18 protein-coding genes, 3 tRNA genes and 1 pseudogene are annotated in these 14,726 nt (G+C 34.1%); 9 read left to right on the top strand and 13 right to left on the bottom strand.

What is annotated here, in order from left to right; genetic code table 11:
* Positions 1 to 60 precede the first annotated feature (60 nt).
* Positions 61 to 1,281 carry an endonuclease Q family protein gene (locus ACP5QL_RS08220; protein WP_420536169.1) on the top strand — a complete coding sequence of 407 codons (1,221 nt, stop codon included), beginning with the start codon at positions 61 to 63 and terminating at the stop codon, positions 1,279 to 1,281.
* Here the strand turns inward: ACP5QL_RS08220 and ACP5QL_RS08225 are convergent.
* From ACP5QL_RS08225 to ACP5QL_RS08235, 3 genes are read right to left on the bottom strand one after another with little or no spacing between them, the layout of a single operon-like run.
* Positions 1,278 to 2,066 (bottom strand): DUF4032 domain-containing protein, encoded by a 789-nt coding sequence (locus ACP5QL_RS08225; RefSeq protein ID WP_272995774.1) that lies wholly within the window; start codon positions 2,064 to 2,066, stop codon positions 1,278 to 1,280. The two genes, ACP5QL_RS08220 and ACP5QL_RS08225, sit on opposite strands and share 4 nt — an antisense overlap.
* 2 nt (positions 2,067 to 2,068) lie before the next feature.
* Positions 2,069 to 2,653: a metallophosphoesterase family protein gene (locus tag ACP5QL_RS08230; RefSeq protein ID WP_428126879.1), complete on the bottom strand. Its 585-nt coding sequence runs from the start codon at positions 2,651 to 2,653 to the stop codon at positions 2,069 to 2,071.
* Positions 2,650 to 3,720 (bottom strand): bifunctional phosphoglucose/phosphomannose isomerase, encoded by a 1,071-nt coding sequence (locus tag ACP5QL_RS08235; protein WP_272995773.1) that lies wholly within the window; start codon positions 3,718 to 3,720, stop codon positions 2,650 to 2,652. Before ACP5QL_RS08235 ends, ACP5QL_RS08230 begins: the two co-directional genes overlap by 4 nt.
* A 130-nt stretch (positions 3,721 to 3,850) precedes the next feature.
* On the opposite strand from ACP5QL_RS08235, the gene ACP5QL_RS08240 reads away from it, so the two are divergent.
* From ACP5QL_RS08240 to ACP5QL_RS08250, 3 genes are read left to right on the top strand one after another with little or no spacing between them, the layout of a single operon-like run.
* Positions 3,851 to 4,261, top strand: coding sequence for an OsmC family protein (locus ACP5QL_RS08240; protein ID WP_428126883.1), 411 nt, complete (start codon positions 3,851 to 3,853; stop codon positions 4,259 to 4,261).
* Between the two features lie 29 nt (positions 4,262 to 4,290).
* A complete protein-coding gene (gltX, locus tag ACP5QL_RS08245; RefSeq protein ID WP_012583633.1) occupies positions 4,291 to 5,724 on the top strand; it encodes a glutamate--tRNA ligase in 1,434 nt (477 codons plus the stop codon).
* Between the two features lie 10 nt (positions 5,725 to 5,734).
* A complete protein-coding gene (locus ACP5QL_RS08250; RefSeq protein WP_012583634.1) occupies positions 5,735 to 6,349 on the top strand; it encodes a YaaC family protein in 615 nt (204 codons plus the stop codon).
* Here the strand turns inward: ACP5QL_RS08250 and ACP5QL_RS08255 are convergent.
* Genes ACP5QL_RS08255 through rplU form a run of 7 tightly spaced genes read right to left on the bottom strand, consistent with a single transcriptional unit; the run spans position 6,316 to position 10,915 of the window.
* Positions 6,316 to 7,347 (bottom strand): polyprenyl synthetase family protein, encoded by a 1,032-nt coding sequence (locus ACP5QL_RS08255; RefSeq protein WP_012583635.1) that lies wholly within the window; start codon positions 7,345 to 7,347, stop codon positions 6,316 to 6,318. The genes ACP5QL_RS08250 and ACP5QL_RS08255 overlap by 34 nt on opposite strands.
* The gene (locus tag ACP5QL_RS08260) at positions 7,338 to 7,958 is read right to left on the bottom strand and encodes a ThuA domain-containing protein (RefSeq protein WP_012583636.1); all 621 of its coding nucleotides are present in this window, start codon (positions 7,956 to 7,958) and stop codon (positions 7,338 to 7,340) included. Before ACP5QL_RS08260 ends, ACP5QL_RS08255 begins: the two co-directional genes overlap by 10 nt.
* 2 nt (positions 7,959 to 7,960) lie before the next feature.
* Entirely contained in the window at positions 7,961 to 8,416 is a 456-nt protein-coding gene (locus ACP5QL_RS08265) for a VOC family protein (protein ID WP_272995768.1), read from the bottom strand.
* Entirely contained in the window at positions 8,406 to 9,017 is a 612-nt protein-coding gene (gene nadD / locus ACP5QL_RS08270; protein WP_272995766.1) for a nicotinate-nucleotide adenylyltransferase, read from the bottom strand. Before nadD ends, ACP5QL_RS08265 begins: the two co-directional genes overlap by 11 nt.
* Entirely contained in the window at positions 9,014 to 10,318 is a 1,305-nt protein-coding gene (gene obgE / locus ACP5QL_RS08275; protein WP_272995764.1) for a GTPase ObgE, read from the bottom strand. The genes nadD and obgE overlap by 4 nt, the downstream gene beginning before the upstream one ends.
* Before the next feature lie 4 nt (positions 10,319 to 10,322).
* Positions 10,323 to 10,577: a 50S ribosomal protein L27 gene (gene rpmA / locus ACP5QL_RS08280; RefSeq protein ID WP_012583640.1), complete on the bottom strand. Its 255-nt coding sequence runs from the start codon at positions 10,575 to 10,577 to the stop codon at positions 10,323 to 10,325.
* 20 nt (positions 10,578 to 10,597) lie between these two features.
* Positions 10,598 to 10,915: a 50S ribosomal protein L21 gene (rplU, locus tag ACP5QL_RS08285; RefSeq protein ID WP_012583641.1), complete on the bottom strand. Its 318-nt coding sequence runs from the start codon at positions 10,913 to 10,915 to the stop codon at positions 10,598 to 10,600.
* Between the two features lie 224 nt (positions 10,916 to 11,139).
* Here rplU and ACP5QL_RS08290 point away from each other — a divergent pair, with 224 nt between their 5' ends.
* Positions 11,140 to 12,267 carry a DUF362 domain-containing protein gene (locus tag ACP5QL_RS08290; RefSeq protein ID WP_424662503.1) on the top strand — a complete coding sequence of 376 codons (1,128 nt, stop codon included), beginning with the start codon at positions 11,140 to 11,142 and terminating at the stop codon, positions 12,265 to 12,267.
* Here ACP5QL_RS08290 and ACP5QL_RS08295 read toward each other — a convergent pair.
* Together ACP5QL_RS08295 and ACP5QL_RS08300 are read right to left on the bottom strand one after the other, a co-directional pair.
* Entirely contained in the window at positions 12,251 to 12,703 is a 453-nt protein-coding gene (locus tag ACP5QL_RS08295; RefSeq protein WP_428126897.1) for a Gfo/Idh/MocA family protein, read from the bottom strand. The genes ACP5QL_RS08290 and ACP5QL_RS08295 overlap by 17 nt on opposite strands.
* The gene (locus ACP5QL_RS08300) at positions 12,685 to 13,233 is read right to left on the bottom strand and encodes a Gfo/Idh/MocA family oxidoreductase (protein WP_272995757.1); all 549 of its coding nucleotides are present in this window, start codon (positions 13,231 to 13,233) and stop codon (positions 12,685 to 12,687) included. The genes ACP5QL_RS08295 and ACP5QL_RS08300 overlap by 19 nt, the downstream gene beginning before the upstream one ends.
* 169 nt (positions 13,234 to 13,402) lie before the next feature.
* On the opposite strand from ACP5QL_RS08300, the gene ACP5QL_RS08305 reads away from it, so the two are divergent.
* The 4 genes from ACP5QL_RS08305 to ACP5QL_RS08320 all read left to right on the top strand — a co-directional run bounded on the left by ACP5QL_RS08305 (position 13,403) and on the right by ACP5QL_RS08320 (position 14,426).
* Positions 13,403 to 13,478, top strand: a tRNA-Lys gene (locus ACP5QL_RS08305).
* A gap of 7 nt (positions 13,479 to 13,485) precedes the next feature.
* A tRNA-Glu gene (locus tag ACP5QL_RS08310) sits at positions 13,486 to 13,563 on the top strand.
* 6 nt (positions 13,564 to 13,569) lie between these two features.
* A tRNA-Val gene (locus ACP5QL_RS08315) sits at positions 13,570 to 13,645 on the top strand.
* A 97-nt stretch (positions 13,646 to 13,742) separates the two neighbouring features.
* Positions 13,743 to 14,426: a tyrosine-type recombinase/integrase gene (locus ACP5QL_RS08320; RefSeq protein ID WP_428126902.1), complete on the top strand. Its 684-nt coding sequence runs from the start codon at positions 13,743 to 13,745 to the stop codon at positions 14,424 to 14,426.
* Positions 14,427 to 14,471: 45 nt separating this feature from the next.
* Here the strand turns inward: ACP5QL_RS08320 and ACP5QL_RS08325 are convergent.
* Positions 14,472 to 14,726, bottom strand: a pseudogene (locus tag ACP5QL_RS08325) (hypothetical protein); the annotation flags it as partial.

Consider the following 14,726-nt stretch of genomic DNA (forward strand, 5'->3'; position numbering starts at 1 on the left):
AAAATATTAACAATCTAACCAATTTATTATAAACTAATGAGAATAAAAGAGGTGATTTCTTTGAGATTCATAGCAGATTTTCATATTCATTCCAAATATAGTAGAGCCACAAGCAAAGATATGAATTTAGAAGGGATTTCAAAATGGGCAAAGATAAAAGGTGTAGCCCTTTTAGGAACAGGAGATTTCACTCATCCTTTATGGTTTGAAGAATTGAAGGAAAAATTAAAAGAAGAAAACTATGGCATTTACTCTTATAATAGTACAAACTTTATATTAACCTCTGAAGTAAGTTTGGTATATTCTCAGAATAAAAAATTGAGAAGAATTCACCTGATTATTTTCTCACCCACGTTAGAAATTGCCTCCAAGATTAACAAAACCTTAAGTAAATTTTGCGACCTTTCTGTTGATGGAAGGCCTACTATTGGAAAATCAATATTAGAAATCTTACCTCTTCTTTGGGAGATATCTGAGGATGTTCACATAATTCCTGCCCATGCTTGGACACCGTGGTTTTCTCTATTTGGATCTAACTCAGGGTTTGATTCTATAGAAGAAGCTTTTGATAGATATAGTAGTAAAATCTTTGCCCTTGAGACAGGATTGAGTAGTGATCCTCCTATGAATTGGAGATTAAGCTCTCTTGATAAAATATGTCTGATTTCTAACTCTGATGCCCACTCGCCAGGGAAAATTGGAAGAGAAGCTAATGTATTTAACTGTGATATGAATTATAGAGAGATTTTTAACGCTATAAAGACCCAAGACAAAAATAAGTTTTTGTTTACCATTGAATTTTTCCCAGAAGAGGGGAAATATCATTATGATGGACATAGGAACTGCAATGTGTCTTTACATCCTAAAGAAAGCCAAAGATTAGAAAATTTATGTCCTGTATGTAAAAAACCTCTTACCATAGGGGTACTCCACAGAGTAGAAGCTCTTGCAGATAGAGAAGAGGGATTTATACCTCAGAATAAAATCCCTTATGTAAACTTAGTTCCTTTAGAGGAGATTATAGCTCAAGCCATGGATAAAGATGTATCTTCTCCTTATGTTCAAAGAGAATACATGAGGTTTATAGAGAACCTTGGTGATGAACTAAGTATTCTTCTTTATAGAGACATCTCTGAAATTGCTAAAGTATCTGAAAAAGTAGCTATAGGTATAAGACTCATGAGAGAAGGAAAAATTTCTATTAAACCAGGGTACGATGGGGTCTATGGAAAAATTGAAATATTTGGAAATGAAGACAAAAGACAAATATCCTTTTTCTAAAATTGAAATTTGAAAAGATCAAAAATTTTTTCCTTAAGGGAGGTCTCTGGAACAAAATTTTTAAAATCCTCTATTGCTTTGTCAAAGCCTATATCATATCCTCTTTTTTGGCTTTCAAGCCATTTATGATCGGATATGTATACATATAAATCTGCTTCGGTTCTTCCAGGAAAAGCATCAAGAAGCTTTTCTTTCCTAATCTTCTCTACAATAGGTAGGTATATATTTTTATACCAATCTCTTGCTGCTTCTTTTATGCTAACTTCCTCTCCCCTTCTCTCACTCATATAATATTTATGTTCTAAAATCTGGCTTAGAAGCTTTCTATACTGCCCTATCTCTGTAAGAATTATATCTCTTAAACCCGTTATTAGTTCAAAATCTGATCTTTCCCGAGCTAATATATTTTCCATACTAGTCTCTGCAGGAATATACTCTATTATATGAGCATCAATTTCCTTTTGTCCTAATTTCTTTGCTACCGCCACTCTATGATTTCCATCTACAACATAATATTCATCTTTTATCTTATAAACTTCAATGGGAGGTAAGATCTTCCCTCTTAATATGGCATTCTCAAGCTCTTGTAATCTGCTTTTTGAGCTTCCCTTTAATGGTCTGAACTCTTCATCAAAATCTCTATACCTTCCTACACTTCCCACAATTTTATCAACCTCAATGGTTTGATAGCCTAAATCTCTCCATCCAATAAAATCTTCCTCTTTTAATTTTTCGTCAAAACTTTTTAGATGTCTTTTTTTAAATAAGCCTCTAAAAAACCTCATCTTCAAAGCTCCAATATCACTATCCCAGAACAATTTATAACCTTAGTTTTTCCAATTTCAGCAATTCTCTGAGAGTTATAAACATAGTTCATATGAGTATGCCCATGTAAAAAATACTTAGGCTGGTACTTTATAATTAATTTAAGAAAAGATTCAAAGCCCTTGTGAGCAAAATCACCCGTTTCATGAACCCCTGCTGGGGGAGAATGGGCAACCACAATATCTATACCCTTTCTTAATTTAAAATAAAGTCTCCTTATTCTTCCTTCCATCTCTTTCTCTGTAAATTGAAATTTCCCATCACTGTACTTAATAGATCCTCCAAGTCCTAATATTTTTTTTCCTTTAAATTCAATTATCCTACCATCAATGTTTTCACAGCCTTCAGGAGGACGTTTCAAATATATCTCATCGTGATTTCCATATACATAAAAAACAGGTACATTTAACATGGTAGCAACGTAGGTTAAAAGTTCGGGCATAACATCACCACAAGATATTACCCCCTCCACCCCTCTATATGGGCTAATATCAAATCTTTCGTAAAAATTGGGAGACTCTATATCTGCAAGGGCTAATATCTTCAACTTAAAGCCTGTCCAATCCTTAATTTAAGCTCATTTATATAGCCTATGGAGAAGGGATCCTTATCTGCAAGATAAGCAAGGTAGACAGTAGCAAAATCCCCAAGATAAGTTAGGGAGAAAAATTGAGTCAATGGATTATTACCTTCTGCTTGCCAAAGAAATACTGGAACTCCTCTTGCCGAGATCTTCTCTTGCATAAACTCAACTCTTATCTTCATCTCTCCCTCAAGAGATGTGTAAAGGAAAATTAAAGTTAATGGCTTTATAACATCGTCTATAGCTTCCCACGCCATAATTTCGTTATGATTTAATTCGGGAAAGAAATGATAAAAAGCAGGATATTTCGAATTCTCATTTATTTGACATTTCCATCTATAAGCAGCTACCTTCCATTTTTCTTCCACAGCATAAATAACAGGAATATGTTTGAACATCATTTTTGCAACTTTTTTTGCCACATTTTGTTCAGTGGGAACCTCAATCTTAAATTCTTCTCTCTTATTTCTCAAATATGCTACTGTCTCTTCAATATCCTTCTTTTTAGAAGAAATAAGTCCTAATCTTTCCAAAATTACAAAAGATGGTATAGTCACATAACCTATGGCTGCCCTTGGAGCCATTCCACTCGGTATCTCCACAAGGGTAAGATTGTTTTCTTGAGCAAATTCTTTCAATACTCCGCCACTAGTTACAGCAACCACTGATGCACCCCTACTATAGGATAGTTTTGCCGAATTTATAGTTTCTACTGTATGCCCCGAATAACTAACAGCAAAAACTAAGGTGCTTTCATCAACCCAATTTGGTAAATCATAATCCCTATTTACAAAAACTGGAAATTTAGCTTCTTTAAAGAGTACACTTTGTAAGACATCTCCACCTATGGCAGAGCCACCCATTCCAAGTACAAGAACTTTGTCAATTTTATCGGATATGTTCTTAATTTCAGCATTGTATGCAACTTCTGCTGCTCTTTCAATCTGTTCAGGTAGATTATAAACCGCAGAGTACATATCTTTGGGATCTAATTTTTTAAGTTCTTCAATCTGATCTAACTTTTCTACCATCTCTGATCCTCCCTAAAATTATTTTGTTTATCAAGATATTTTATCTTATAATTAAAGCATTGACAATAATTTACCACTCTGTATACTTTTAAAAGTATTAAAAAATAAAAAACTAAGGAGGGATTTAAGGATGGAAACAAAAGTAGTATGGGATGGAAAAATGCAATTTACAGGTACTACACCATCAAATTTTAATATTGTAATGGACGCAGTTCCTGAGCACGGTGGAGAAAACAAAGGACCAGCCCCAATGGAGCTTATTCCCGTAGCTCTTGGTGGGTGTACTGGTATGGATGTTATTTCCATTTTAAACAAAATGAAGGAAAAAGTAGAGCATTTTGAGATGAGAATTACCACAGAAAGAGCTACAGAACATCCTAAGGTATACACTAAGGTTCACATTGAGTATATTTTTAAAGGCGAAAATCTCAATGAGGAAAATATTAAAAAGGCAATAGAACTATCCCAAAATAAATACTGCTCAGTCTCTGTTATTTTAAGGGGAACAGCAGAGGTAACTTATTCATACAAGATTTTATAGGACCCCAAAGAAGGGAGTGGTGTCACTTAATGGATAGTGTAAGAGTAAGAATTGCTCCAAGTCCAACAGGTTATCTTCATGTAGGTACGGCGCATACCGCTTTGTTTAATTGGCTTTTTGCAAGACACAATAAGGGAACTTTTATTTTAAGAATAGAAGATACTGACCTTGCTAGATCTACAAAAGAATATGAAGAAAATATAATTGAAGGACTGAAATGGTTAGGACTTTATTGGGATGAGGGACCATACTATCAAACCCAAAGATTAGACCTATATAGAAAGTATGCTGATGAACTATTAAGAAAGGGACTTGCTTATTATTGCTATTGTACCCCTGAAGAATTAGAAGAAAGAAGAAAAGAAGCTCTTGCTCAGAAGAAACCACCTAAATACGACAGAAAATGTTTATATCTATCGGATGAAGAAAGGGCAAGATATGAAAGAGAAGGAAGAAAACCTGCCATAAGGCTTCTTGTTCCAGAAGGTAAAACAGTATTTAACGATATTATTCGAGGAGAAATAGAATTTAATAACGAAGATATTGGAGATTTTGTCATTATGAAATCGGACGGAATACCCACCTACAACTTTGCAGTAGTGATCGATGACTACACTATGGGAATAACCCACGTAATAAGAGGAGAAGACCACATATCCAATACTCCAAAACAGTTATTTATATACCAAGCTTTTGGATGGAGTCCCCCTGAGTTTGCTCATCTTCCACTTCTTCTTGGCCCTGACCGATCAAAACTCTCTAAAAGACATGGCGTGACATCGGTTACGGAATATAAGAATATGGGTTATCTTCCTCAAGCATTAGTGAATTATCTTGCTCTTTTAGGATGGACTCCCGAAGAGAACAAGGAAATTTATACTGTAGAAGAATTAATTGAGCTTTTTGATCTAAGAAGAGTTACTAAAAATCCAGGCATATTTGATGTGACAAAGCTTGAATGGATAAACACCCAACATATAAGAAGATTATCCTTAGAAGAGCTTGCAGATCTTACATATCCTTTTTTAAAAGAAGCAGAATGGTTCAAAGAGGAAAATTTCAAAAGAGAATACTATCTTAAAGTGCTTACTCTTCTCCAGGAGAGACTGAAAACTCTTGCTCAAATTAGAGAATACGCTGATTACTTCTTTGTAGATGATTTAGATTATGATGTGGAAATAGCTAAAAAGGTATGCAAGCATCCTGATACTCCACTTTATTTAGAGAAAATAAAAGAGGTATGGAGCCAAATACAAGAATTTACTGCTGAAAATTTAGAAAACTCATTAAGAAACTTAGCTGAAGAAAATCAAATTCCTACCAAAAACCTTGTTCATCCAATTCGAGTTGCTCTAACTAACAAAACAGTAGGACCAGGACTTTACGAGATTGCAGAGGTGCTTGGAAAAGATAAGACTTTGAAAAGATTAGAAAAGTTTATTGAATTTTTGAGAAGTCTTTAAAGATTTAACTATGATAAGGCGCTCTCCCTATAAAAACCTTTTAAAATATGAGAAAAAATTATCTACTAATTTAGGAGAGGGAGAGCGTTTCTTTCTTCACTATACATTAATACAAGCAAAAAGTAATTTAGAAATAGGAGAGAAATCCGATTATTTTGTTTCCCCCTTACTATTTTTTTATGGATTAGTAGCTCTTTCCAAAATAATAATTTTAATGAAGTCAAAAACTATCCCACGAGAAGTTCTCCATGGACTTACCGTAAGAGTAGCAGGAGATAAATCTGTAGATTGGACAAAAGATTATGATCCAAGAGTTGAGACTGTACTCATAAAAGAAAAGGGACTTTTTCCTACTTTTTACAAAGCCATTTCTCCCTATTCCCTTCCAGAAGGAGAAAAATATACCTTAGGTGATTTATTTTTATTCCTTAATAGAAAAACATCTCTTGATAACTTAGCTATTCATTACTTAATACTTTTTCTTCTGAGCATGCTTGCAAGATATGAACCTCAGAAATGGGGATGGGCTTATGAAAGATCTTCTTTCTCAAGAGAATTACAGACTTATTTAAAAATTGTGGGAAGAGACATTTATGATCTCTGGAGAGAAAAAATCAAATTATAATAGTCTTCAAAGAGTTTTCTTAGGAGGGAAATATTGTACAAGTCTTGAAAAGACAAAAGTTTTTTATACCCCTCATCAAAATATTTTTCAGCAAGATTGAAGGTCGCCTCTTTAACTCTTTTCCTTTCTAAATGGTCTAAAAGATATTCGATATCCTTCTCTGTAACAATCTCTCTCCCCCATATCTCTTCTATTCTTAATTTTTCTTTTTCAGAAGATTCGGAATATAAATATAGAATAGGATAAGTTTTCTTTTTTCTCCAAAGATCTACAAAAGCATTTTTTCCCGTTTTCTCAGGATCACCCCATATACCTATAGCATCATCAGCAATTTGGAAAAATAAACCAAAATCTCTCCCTATTTCTTGAAATATCTTTGAAAGATCTTCTTTATAGGTAGCCGAGAAAGCACCAAGATAAAAACTTGTAGAAAATAATTTGGCAGTTTTTTTATCTATCATCATTAAATATTCCTTAAGACTAATATCCTTTCTCTTTTCAAAAGAAATATCAAGATATTGCCCTTCGATAAGTTCTCTTATAGTCTCTGTCAGTTCTTTTAAGGATTTGGAAAGCAAAACAGGAGATTTTAAGTTTGTAAGTACCTGAAAAACCATGTTAAAAAGTAGATCTCCCACATTTATCGCTTGAGCCTCTCCCCATATCTTCCAAACAGTCCATCTACCATGCCTTTTCTCATCTCTATCCTGAATATCATCATGAACTAAAGAAAAATTATGTAAAAATTCAATAGCAGAACCTATCTCTAATGCATCATCTAAGAAACCACCTAAGGTTTGATTTACTAAAACACAAAATAGGGGTCTTAATCTCTTTCCCCGCCTAATATTAGCAAGAGGAGTTAAGTCTTCACCGACCCACCCCATATGATAGGCTGTGATTAAATGAATTGATATATTAGAAGAGAATTTATTCCAATTCTCTTGAAGTTTATTTTCTATAATTAACAAAAACTTTTGAATTTCATTCACATCCATAATATTAAATCCCTTAGTAATTTCCTTAAATTCTCATTAGCTAAAGCCTCATTATGGGCAGGAGTAAGACACAATATTTTCCCTTTTCCATACTCATGATACCATCCTGCAACAGACTCTCCATCAAGGGAGGTAGAATACAAGAAAATATTTGTACTTTCTTTATCCACCTCTACAAAATAATGTTCATCAAAAATCTCGAAATATATATCTTTATCCTTATCAGGATACCTACCATAGTATTTTACCATTTTTCTCTCAGGATGATACTTAAAATATCCTCTTGTAAGTTCTCTCACATATTTTCCACTTACGTCATAGGAGGCTAAGCCTGAATGCATCACCAGAAGTCTCCCTCCATTAGACACATAATCTACCAAAAGATTTTCAATTTCGTCATCCATCCAAATAAGAGAATTTTTGTCTTGAGGGTTTAACTTATTTTCTCTTCCTATAATAACTAAATAGGGATCTTCTCTTATTAGCATAGAAAAATTATTAATTGAAGCATAATCAACCCAATAAGTGTTCTTTAAAACAAACTCTAAGGTCTCTTTGATTTTCTCTTCAGGATGATAATAATCTCCAACAATTGCAAGGACCCTTTCCATTTTTAAAAATTCTCAAGAAGCTCAATTATAAATTTTAACTTTTCAAAGGAGTCAAGATAAGTATACTTTCCTCCTGTGTAATCCCCTTTTTGAGCCACTTCAATTCCATAATTTTTAAATCTTCTCACAATTTCGTCTGTTCCTTTAACCAAAAAAGCCAAATGATGAACTCCTTCTCCGTGCTTATCTAAAAATTCTCTCCACGTAGAGGGATTTTCGTCAGGTTCTATAAATTCTATCTCCACATTTTTAAAATTCTTAAAAAACGCAAGCTTCGCTCTTGCAGATGTAGGTTTCCCTTTATACTCTGTATGAGCTTTCTCGTAAACATCAGTAATTATTATTTCTGGTTTTTCTACATTAAAAATCCTTGAAAATTCCTCCACAGCTTTCTCTATATCCTTTACAATAATACCAATCTGAACCACCATATCGGTGCCTAAAATTTCATTTGACATCCTTTTGATCCTCCTCACAATATACACTATTTTTAATAATATACTCTTCCACATTCTCAGGAACAAGATATTTTATAGACAAGCCTTTCTTTACCCTATCTCTTATCTCTTTTGCGGATATTGGGTAGTAAGGAAAGTCTAAAAAGAATATCTTATTTTCAAAAGTTTTAATAAAGTCTTTCAAATCATTAGTATAATATTCTTCTCCTCTACTTCCAATTATAATACTGACTTTTTCAACAATTTTGTAAGGATCTTTCCATTTCAAAAAATCTCGAAAAGCATCATTTCCTAATAAAAGATAAAGCTCTGCATTAGAGAAATATGTAGAAAGATCTCTAATAGTATCTACCATGTAAGAAACCCCTTCTCTCTCAAGTTCAATAGGAAGAACCTCAAAATAAGGATTATTAAGAGTGGCCAAAAGGACCATTTCATATCTCTGTTTTGAGGTTGCAATAGGGATTTCCCTATGAGGAGGTACTCTATTAGGTATAAAAAATACCTTGTCAAGTTTAAATTTCTCTCTGGCGTATTCTGCAAACCAGAGATGCCCATAATGTATTGGATCAAAAGTTCCACCTAAAATACCTATCTTCATTCTATAAGCTCCAGAGAATTATTTTTCGAATTGTATTTAAACACATAATTTCCTATCTTTATTTCTTCATCGTCCTTTATTTTTGCTCTATTTATCAATTTTATTATACCTCGTCTTTTAGCATAGTTTAAGAAGTATGAAAAAGCCTGAGGATTGTATAAATCAAGTTTATTAGCAAGACTTTCCGTCTTTTTATCTTTTAATATCCAAAGATCTCCCTCTTTAATTATCTCTGGAATCTCCTGCTTTTTATTCTCTTGTTTTAGTTCCTCTATTTCTTTCTCTATTTCAACCACTGGAATACTTTCTTTTTTTTCTTTCACATATTTTTCCATGAGCTCTAAAAGTTTGTCTATATTAATACCTTCTTTTGCTGATATAAATACATAGGGAACACCTTCATTTTTTAGCCATTCTTCTATCTCAGGAATTCTTTCCTGAGCTTCAGGAAGATCTATTTTATTAATAGCTATAATCCTTGGTTTTTCTAAAAGTTTTGGACTATAAAGATATAGTTCCTTCTTCAATATCTCATAAGCCCTCTGAGGAGGATTTACCATATCTGCAGCATCGAGCACAAATACTAACACTAAGGTCCTTTCTATGTGCCTAAGAAACTCATCTCCCATTCCTTTATTTTCATGAGCACCTTCTATAAGCCCAGGTATGTCAGCAACAGTAAAAGTAATATCTTCTCTTTCTACCACGCCTAAGTTAGGAGTTTTTGTAGTAAAGGGATAAGGAGCTATCTCTGGGGTTGCATTTGAAATTCTTGAAAGGAGAGTTGATTTTCCAGCATTCGGAAGGCCTAAAAGTCCCACATCTGCAAGAAGTTTTAACTCAAGATAAAGCCATCTTTCTTCGCCTTTTTCTCCTTTCTCAGCAAAATACGGAGTTTGCCTTGTAGAAGTAGCAAAGTGTGCATTGCCTCTACCCCCTTTACCTCCTTTTGCTACTACAACTCTCTGTCCATGGCTTACTAAATCCGCAAGAAGCTCTCCAGTCTCAACATCAAATATCAATGTCCCTACTGGTACCTTTATCACAAGATCCTTACCATCTTTACCTTTTTGATTCTTCCCCTTACCGTGCTCTCCTCTTTCCGCATAATAGTGCCTCTTATAATGAAAATCAAGAAGAGTATCTAAATTTTCATCTGCCTCAATTATTACATCTCCACCTTTACCACCATCACCTCCAGCGGGTCCACCCTTGGGTACAAACTTCTCCCTACGGAATGCTATACACCCGTTTCCACCATCTCCAGCTTTTACATATATTTTTGCCCTATCAATAAACATTCATCTATTGAATAGAAAGTACATTTACATACTTTTTGCCATGCTTTATGGAGAATTTAACAATTCCAGGCTGCAAGGCATAAAGGGTAAAATCTCTACCCATCCCCACATTCATCCCAGGATAGATTTTCGTACCTCTTTGTCTTACAAGTATATTGCCTGCTTCTACCAATTGTCCCTCAAATCTTTTAACTCCCAAATATTTAGGATTACTATCTCTTCCGTTTCTGCTTGCACCACCTGATTTTTTGTGAGCCATTTAAATTCACCTCCTCTTGCCTAATGAGGTAGAACTATTTCTTTAATGGATAGTTGAGTATAAGGTTGTCTGTGTCCGTATTTTCTTCTGTAATGCTTTTTTCTTTTAAACTTAAATACAATTACCTTGGGATACTTATCCTGTCTAACCACCTTTGCTATGACCTTTGCTCCCTCCACATAGGGTTGACCAATAATTACCTCATCTTCTTTTCCCACCAATAGTACTTTATCTAAAACTACCTCATCACCTACATTTGCTTTTAGTTTCTCCACATTCACCATACTTCCAACACTTACTTTGTATTGTTTTCCTCCTGTCTCTACTACCACAAACATTTCCTAACAACCTCCTATATATAATGAATAATTTTTAAAATATCCTAATCGACATTACAATTTATCACTTTATTATTACTCTTGTCAAGCATTAAGGGAGAGTAAGAATATTTTTCCTTAACAAAATTGACACTTTAATAATTAAAGCATTATATTTTATTGTTTATTTAATATAGTACATAATCTTTGCATAATATTAAAATATTAAGACTAGGAGGTTCTCCATGAACAAGGTTGCTATAACAAGGACAAAGGATGATATATACAAATCAGTTGGAGATGCTATAGACCTAATTGGTGGAATAGAAAAATACGTAAAAAGAGGAGACATAGTCTTGATAAAGCCTAATGCATTTATTAGCAAGGAAGAAAAAGGATTCATTTCTGACTCTCAAGTAGTATTATCTCTTGCTAAACTTTGTAAAGAGCAAGGAGCAAAAGAAGTATATATTGGAGAAAGAACTCCTACCGTTTTTAAATGGTACAAGAAAGAAGAGATAAATTTTGCAAAAGTTATATGTTTCGACGATCCTCCTCATAATTTAAAAACTTTACCTGAGGCAGAAGTAATTAAATCTGCAGTTCCTATTCCTCCAATTGTGGAAGAATGCGATGTGTTTATAAATGTTCCTGGACTAAGATTTCATGCTTTAACAATAATTTCTAATGGAATGAAAAATATAATGGGAATTATGCCTAAAGAAACTACTTTGCTAATTCATGTATCAGGTTTAGAAGACGCCATAGTAGATCTAAATAGATTTAGAAAGAGTGACCTTGTAATAACTACTGCAATAAACACCCTTGTAGGAAATTTCCCTGTGGGTGGCTATGGCATAGAAAGCAATACACTAATCGTAGGAGACAACGTGGTAGCGGTAGATTCTATAGCTGCAAGAGTATTAAAAGTAGATCCTTATAAGATAAGACATCTAACTCTTGCAAAGAAATTTAGCCTTGGTCCTATAGATCTTTCCGAGATTGAGCTCTTGGGTGTACCTATAGAATCTCTTGAGTGGAGAGAGAAAATTGTAGAGCCAACATTAGAATATGAAGAATTTAGAGATAAAATTAACATTATTGACCCATCAAAAAGTTGTCCTAGTTGTAAAAGAGCAATGGCAAGTGGAATTGCTGGTATCTTTGAAGAAGATCCAAACGCTGATTTGAAGGATATAACTGTGGTAATTGGACCTGTAGAGGATTTAAACAAATATAAACTCACAAAAAAATTAATCCTTTTTGGAAATTGTACTTTTCCCTATAAAGATCAAGGATTATATGTACAAGGATGTCCACCAAGAGCAAATATGGCAAAACAGGCCATAAAAAAGCTCATGGAAGGTAAATAATCTTATTTTTGTCTGCTGATTGCCTAGCTAAAAGAGCTACTTCTGTAGCATAAAAAGACTCTTCTGCTGTTACCATACAGCTCCCATTACCTTTTATTTCTTTCAAAAAATCCACAAATATATTTCCTCTACCTTCAAGGGGAAGATCTTGATTTTTATAGTCTTTGTTAGTCAAAAACACCTTATTAAATATAACTTCTATTACTCCATCAGTACCTACAATTCTCATACGATCATCATCGTGAGATAAAGCATCAGGACGAAGATAATCTATGCTCAAAGAAGCAAAAATTTCGTCCTCCAACGTAAAATGACAAAGAGCTGTAACTTCAAGATCTCCATGATCTTTATTGTATTTCCTTGAATGGGTTGCATATATAGTCTTAAACCTTTTATGAGTAAACCAATGAATCCAATCTATAGCATGAATTCCCACCCATGGAATAGTTCCACCATAAGTCTCTCTTTTTTATAAAATTCATCTCTTCTACCCAACTTATAAGACTTTTGAGTATTTATTAATCTTATCTCTCCTATGGCTCCTTCTCTTACGAATTTATAAGCAGTAAAAAACCATGGTTTATACCTTATTCCAAACATAGCACAAAGTCTTTTACCAGACTGATAATAAACTCTTTTTAATGCTTTAAGATCTTCCATTGTAGTAGCTAAGGGTTTCTCTGTAAAAACATGGCAACCATAACTTAAAGCTTTGATATTAACCTTAGCTATATCTCCAAAATGACAGGCAACCACTGCAACATCAGGAGAAAGCTCTTCTAACATTACCTCATAATCACCATAAACCTTTCCCTTAAAATTTTCACCAAGCATATTTAAAACTTTATCTATGCTCTCTCCTTTGGAACCGGGGGCTACCCCAACAACTTCGCATTCTTTATCAAGCCCTATACCTTCGATAGCATAATTTATGTGTCCTGAAGAGCCAATTATAACTATCTTCATAATCTTAAAGTCCTCCTACTTCGGTATTATAAGGTATTATAACAAAAGACGGGTTATTGAAAATTATGTATTTTTTTGGTAGAATACTTGTCGGAGAAGTTAAGGAAAATTTTGTACCTTGGAATTATTGACAAAATAAGACAAATATAGTATATAAAAATACTCGTGTGAGCCGCTAGCTCAGTCGGTAGAGCACCTGACTTTTAATCAGGGGGTCACAGGTTCGATTCCTGTGCGGCTCACCAAGATAAAGCCCTCATCGTCTAGCCCGGCCTAGGACACCGCTCTTTCAAGGCGGTGACGGGGGTTCGAATCCCCCTGAGGGCGCCATAAAGTGGGCGGATAGCTCAGTGGTTAGAGCGCCTGCCTTACAAGCAGGAGGTCGTAGGTTCAAGTCCTGCTCCGCCCACCATCTTTTTTAAACTTAGTTTTCATCTCTATTTTCTCTTTTTTAATCTTATTCTTAAATCTTCATCTCTGCCCCTCTTTTTGAAGGAGGCAGGCGTACTATGAAAAACCAAGTTAAATCCTGGAAATCCCTCCTTGATAATTTTTTCTTTGTCTCCCAAGTGAATGGTAAAAGACCTAAAACCCTTCAGTGGTACAAAGAAACTTTAATTCCCTTCACTAAGTCTGTCCCCTTAGAAGAGCTTTCTGTTTACTCTATCCAGAAATATATTTCATCCCTTAGAGAAAGGGGACTAAAGCCTGCCTCTATTGACACTCACATTAGAGCTATAAAATCTTTTCTTCACTTCCTATATGATGAAGGATATTTAGAAGAAAATATTTCAGCAAAAATTAAAAGATATAAACTTCCAAAAAGTTATCCTCATATTTTAAACGATGAACAAATACTTAATTTACTCAAGGTTTGCGATAAAAAATCATGGGATGGTTTTAGAAATTATGTAATTGTTCTTACCTTTTTAGATACTGGGATAAGGCTATCTGAACTTTTAAACCTCACTGTAAATGATGTAAATTTACCCAAAAGGAGTATTTTCATTAGAAGTGGAAAGGGAGAAAAAGATAGAGAAGTTTACATGGGAAAGACTCTTGTAAGGGAGATGGCAAAGTGGCTAAAAATGAGAGGATATTTTCCATATGAAGAAAGAGTATTTATTACAAAACAAGGATATCCTCTAAATAAAAGAGGAGTAGAAAGGATATTTACAAAGATACCTAAATAAAAAAGGGAGCAAGGATTCTCTCCCTGCTCCCCAACTTATCACTTATCACTGAGTAGGATATGGTCCTGTATTTCCTTCTGAATCTGTTTTTATTATGTAAAAATCACCATATCCTGCACCAAAAGAATTTGTATATCCTGCAACTATATATCCTCCATCAGTTGTCTGCTGTATGGAATAAGCCCCATCATTCTTGCTTCCTCCATAGGTTTTCTCCCAAACCTTATCCCCATTACTATCAAGCTTTATTATGTAAAAATCATAATATCCTGCACCAAAAGAATTTGTATATCCTGCAAC

The sequence above is a fragment of the Dictyoglomus sp. genome, from assembly GCF_049968615.1.
Taxonomy (GTDB): Bacteria; Dictyoglomota; Dictyoglomia; order Dictyoglomales; family Dictyoglomaceae; genus Dictyoglomus; species Dictyoglomus turgidum.

Excerpts from the sequence above, each read along its gene's own strand:
- ACP5QL_RS08235 (WP_272995773.1), bottom strand. The coding sequence starts at position 3,720 with ATGGTAGAAAAGTTAGATCAGATTGAAGAACTTAAAAAATTAGATCCC.
- ACP5QL_RS08260 (WP_012583636.1), bottom strand. The coding sequence starts at position 7,958 with ATGGAAAGGGTCCTTGCAATTGTTGGAGATTATTATCATCCTGAAGAG.
- ACP5QL_RS08265 (WP_272995768.1), bottom strand. The coding sequence starts at position 8,416 with ATGTCAAATGAAATTTTAGGCACCGATATGGTGGTTCAGATTGGTATT.
- obgE (WP_272995764.1), bottom strand. The coding sequence starts at position 10,318 with ATGTTTATTGATAGGGCAAAAATATATGTAAAAGCTGGAGATGGTGGA.
- rplU (WP_012583641.1), bottom strand. The coding sequence starts at position 10,915 with ATGTTTGTGGTAGTAGAGACAGGAGGAAAACAATACAAAGTAAGTGTT.
- ACP5QL_RS08320 (WP_428126902.1), top strand. The coding sequence starts at position 13,743 with ATGAAAAACCAAGTTAAATCCTGGAAATCCCTCCTTGATAATTTTTTC.
- ACP5QL_RS08250 (WP_012583634.1), top strand. The coding sequence starts at position 5,735 with ATGATAAGGCGCTCTCCCTATAAAAACCTTTTAAAATATGAGAAAAAA.
- gltX (WP_012583633.1), top strand. The coding sequence starts at position 4,291 with ATGGATAGTGTAAGAGTAAGAATTGCTCCAAGTCCAACAGGTTATCTT.
- ACP5QL_RS08255 (WP_012583635.1), bottom strand. The coding sequence starts at position 7,347 with ATGGATGTGAATGAAATTCAAAAGTTTTTGTTAATTATAGAAAATAAA.
- ACP5QL_RS08300 (WP_272995757.1), bottom strand. The coding sequence starts at position 13,233 with ATGAAGATAGTTATAATTGGCTCTTCAGGACACATAAATTATGCTATC.
- ACP5QL_RS08290 (WP_424662503.1), top strand. The coding sequence starts at position 11,140 with ATGAACAAGGTTGCTATAACAAGGACAAAGGATGATATATACAAATCA.
- ACP5QL_RS08225 (WP_272995774.1), bottom strand. The coding sequence starts at position 2,066 with ATGAGGTTTTTTAGAGGCTTATTTAAAAAAAGACATCTAAAAAGTTTT.
- nadD (WP_272995766.1), bottom strand. The coding sequence starts at position 9,017 with ATGAAGATAGGTATTTTAGGTGGAACTTTTGATCCAATACATTATGGG.
- ACP5QL_RS08240 (WP_428126883.1), top strand. The coding sequence starts at position 3,851 with ATGGAAACAAAAGTAGTATGGGATGGAAAAATGCAATTTACAGGTACT.
- rpmA (WP_012583640.1), bottom strand. The coding sequence starts at position 10,577 with ATGGCTCACAAAAAATCAGGTGGTGCAAGCAGAAACGGAAGAGATAGT.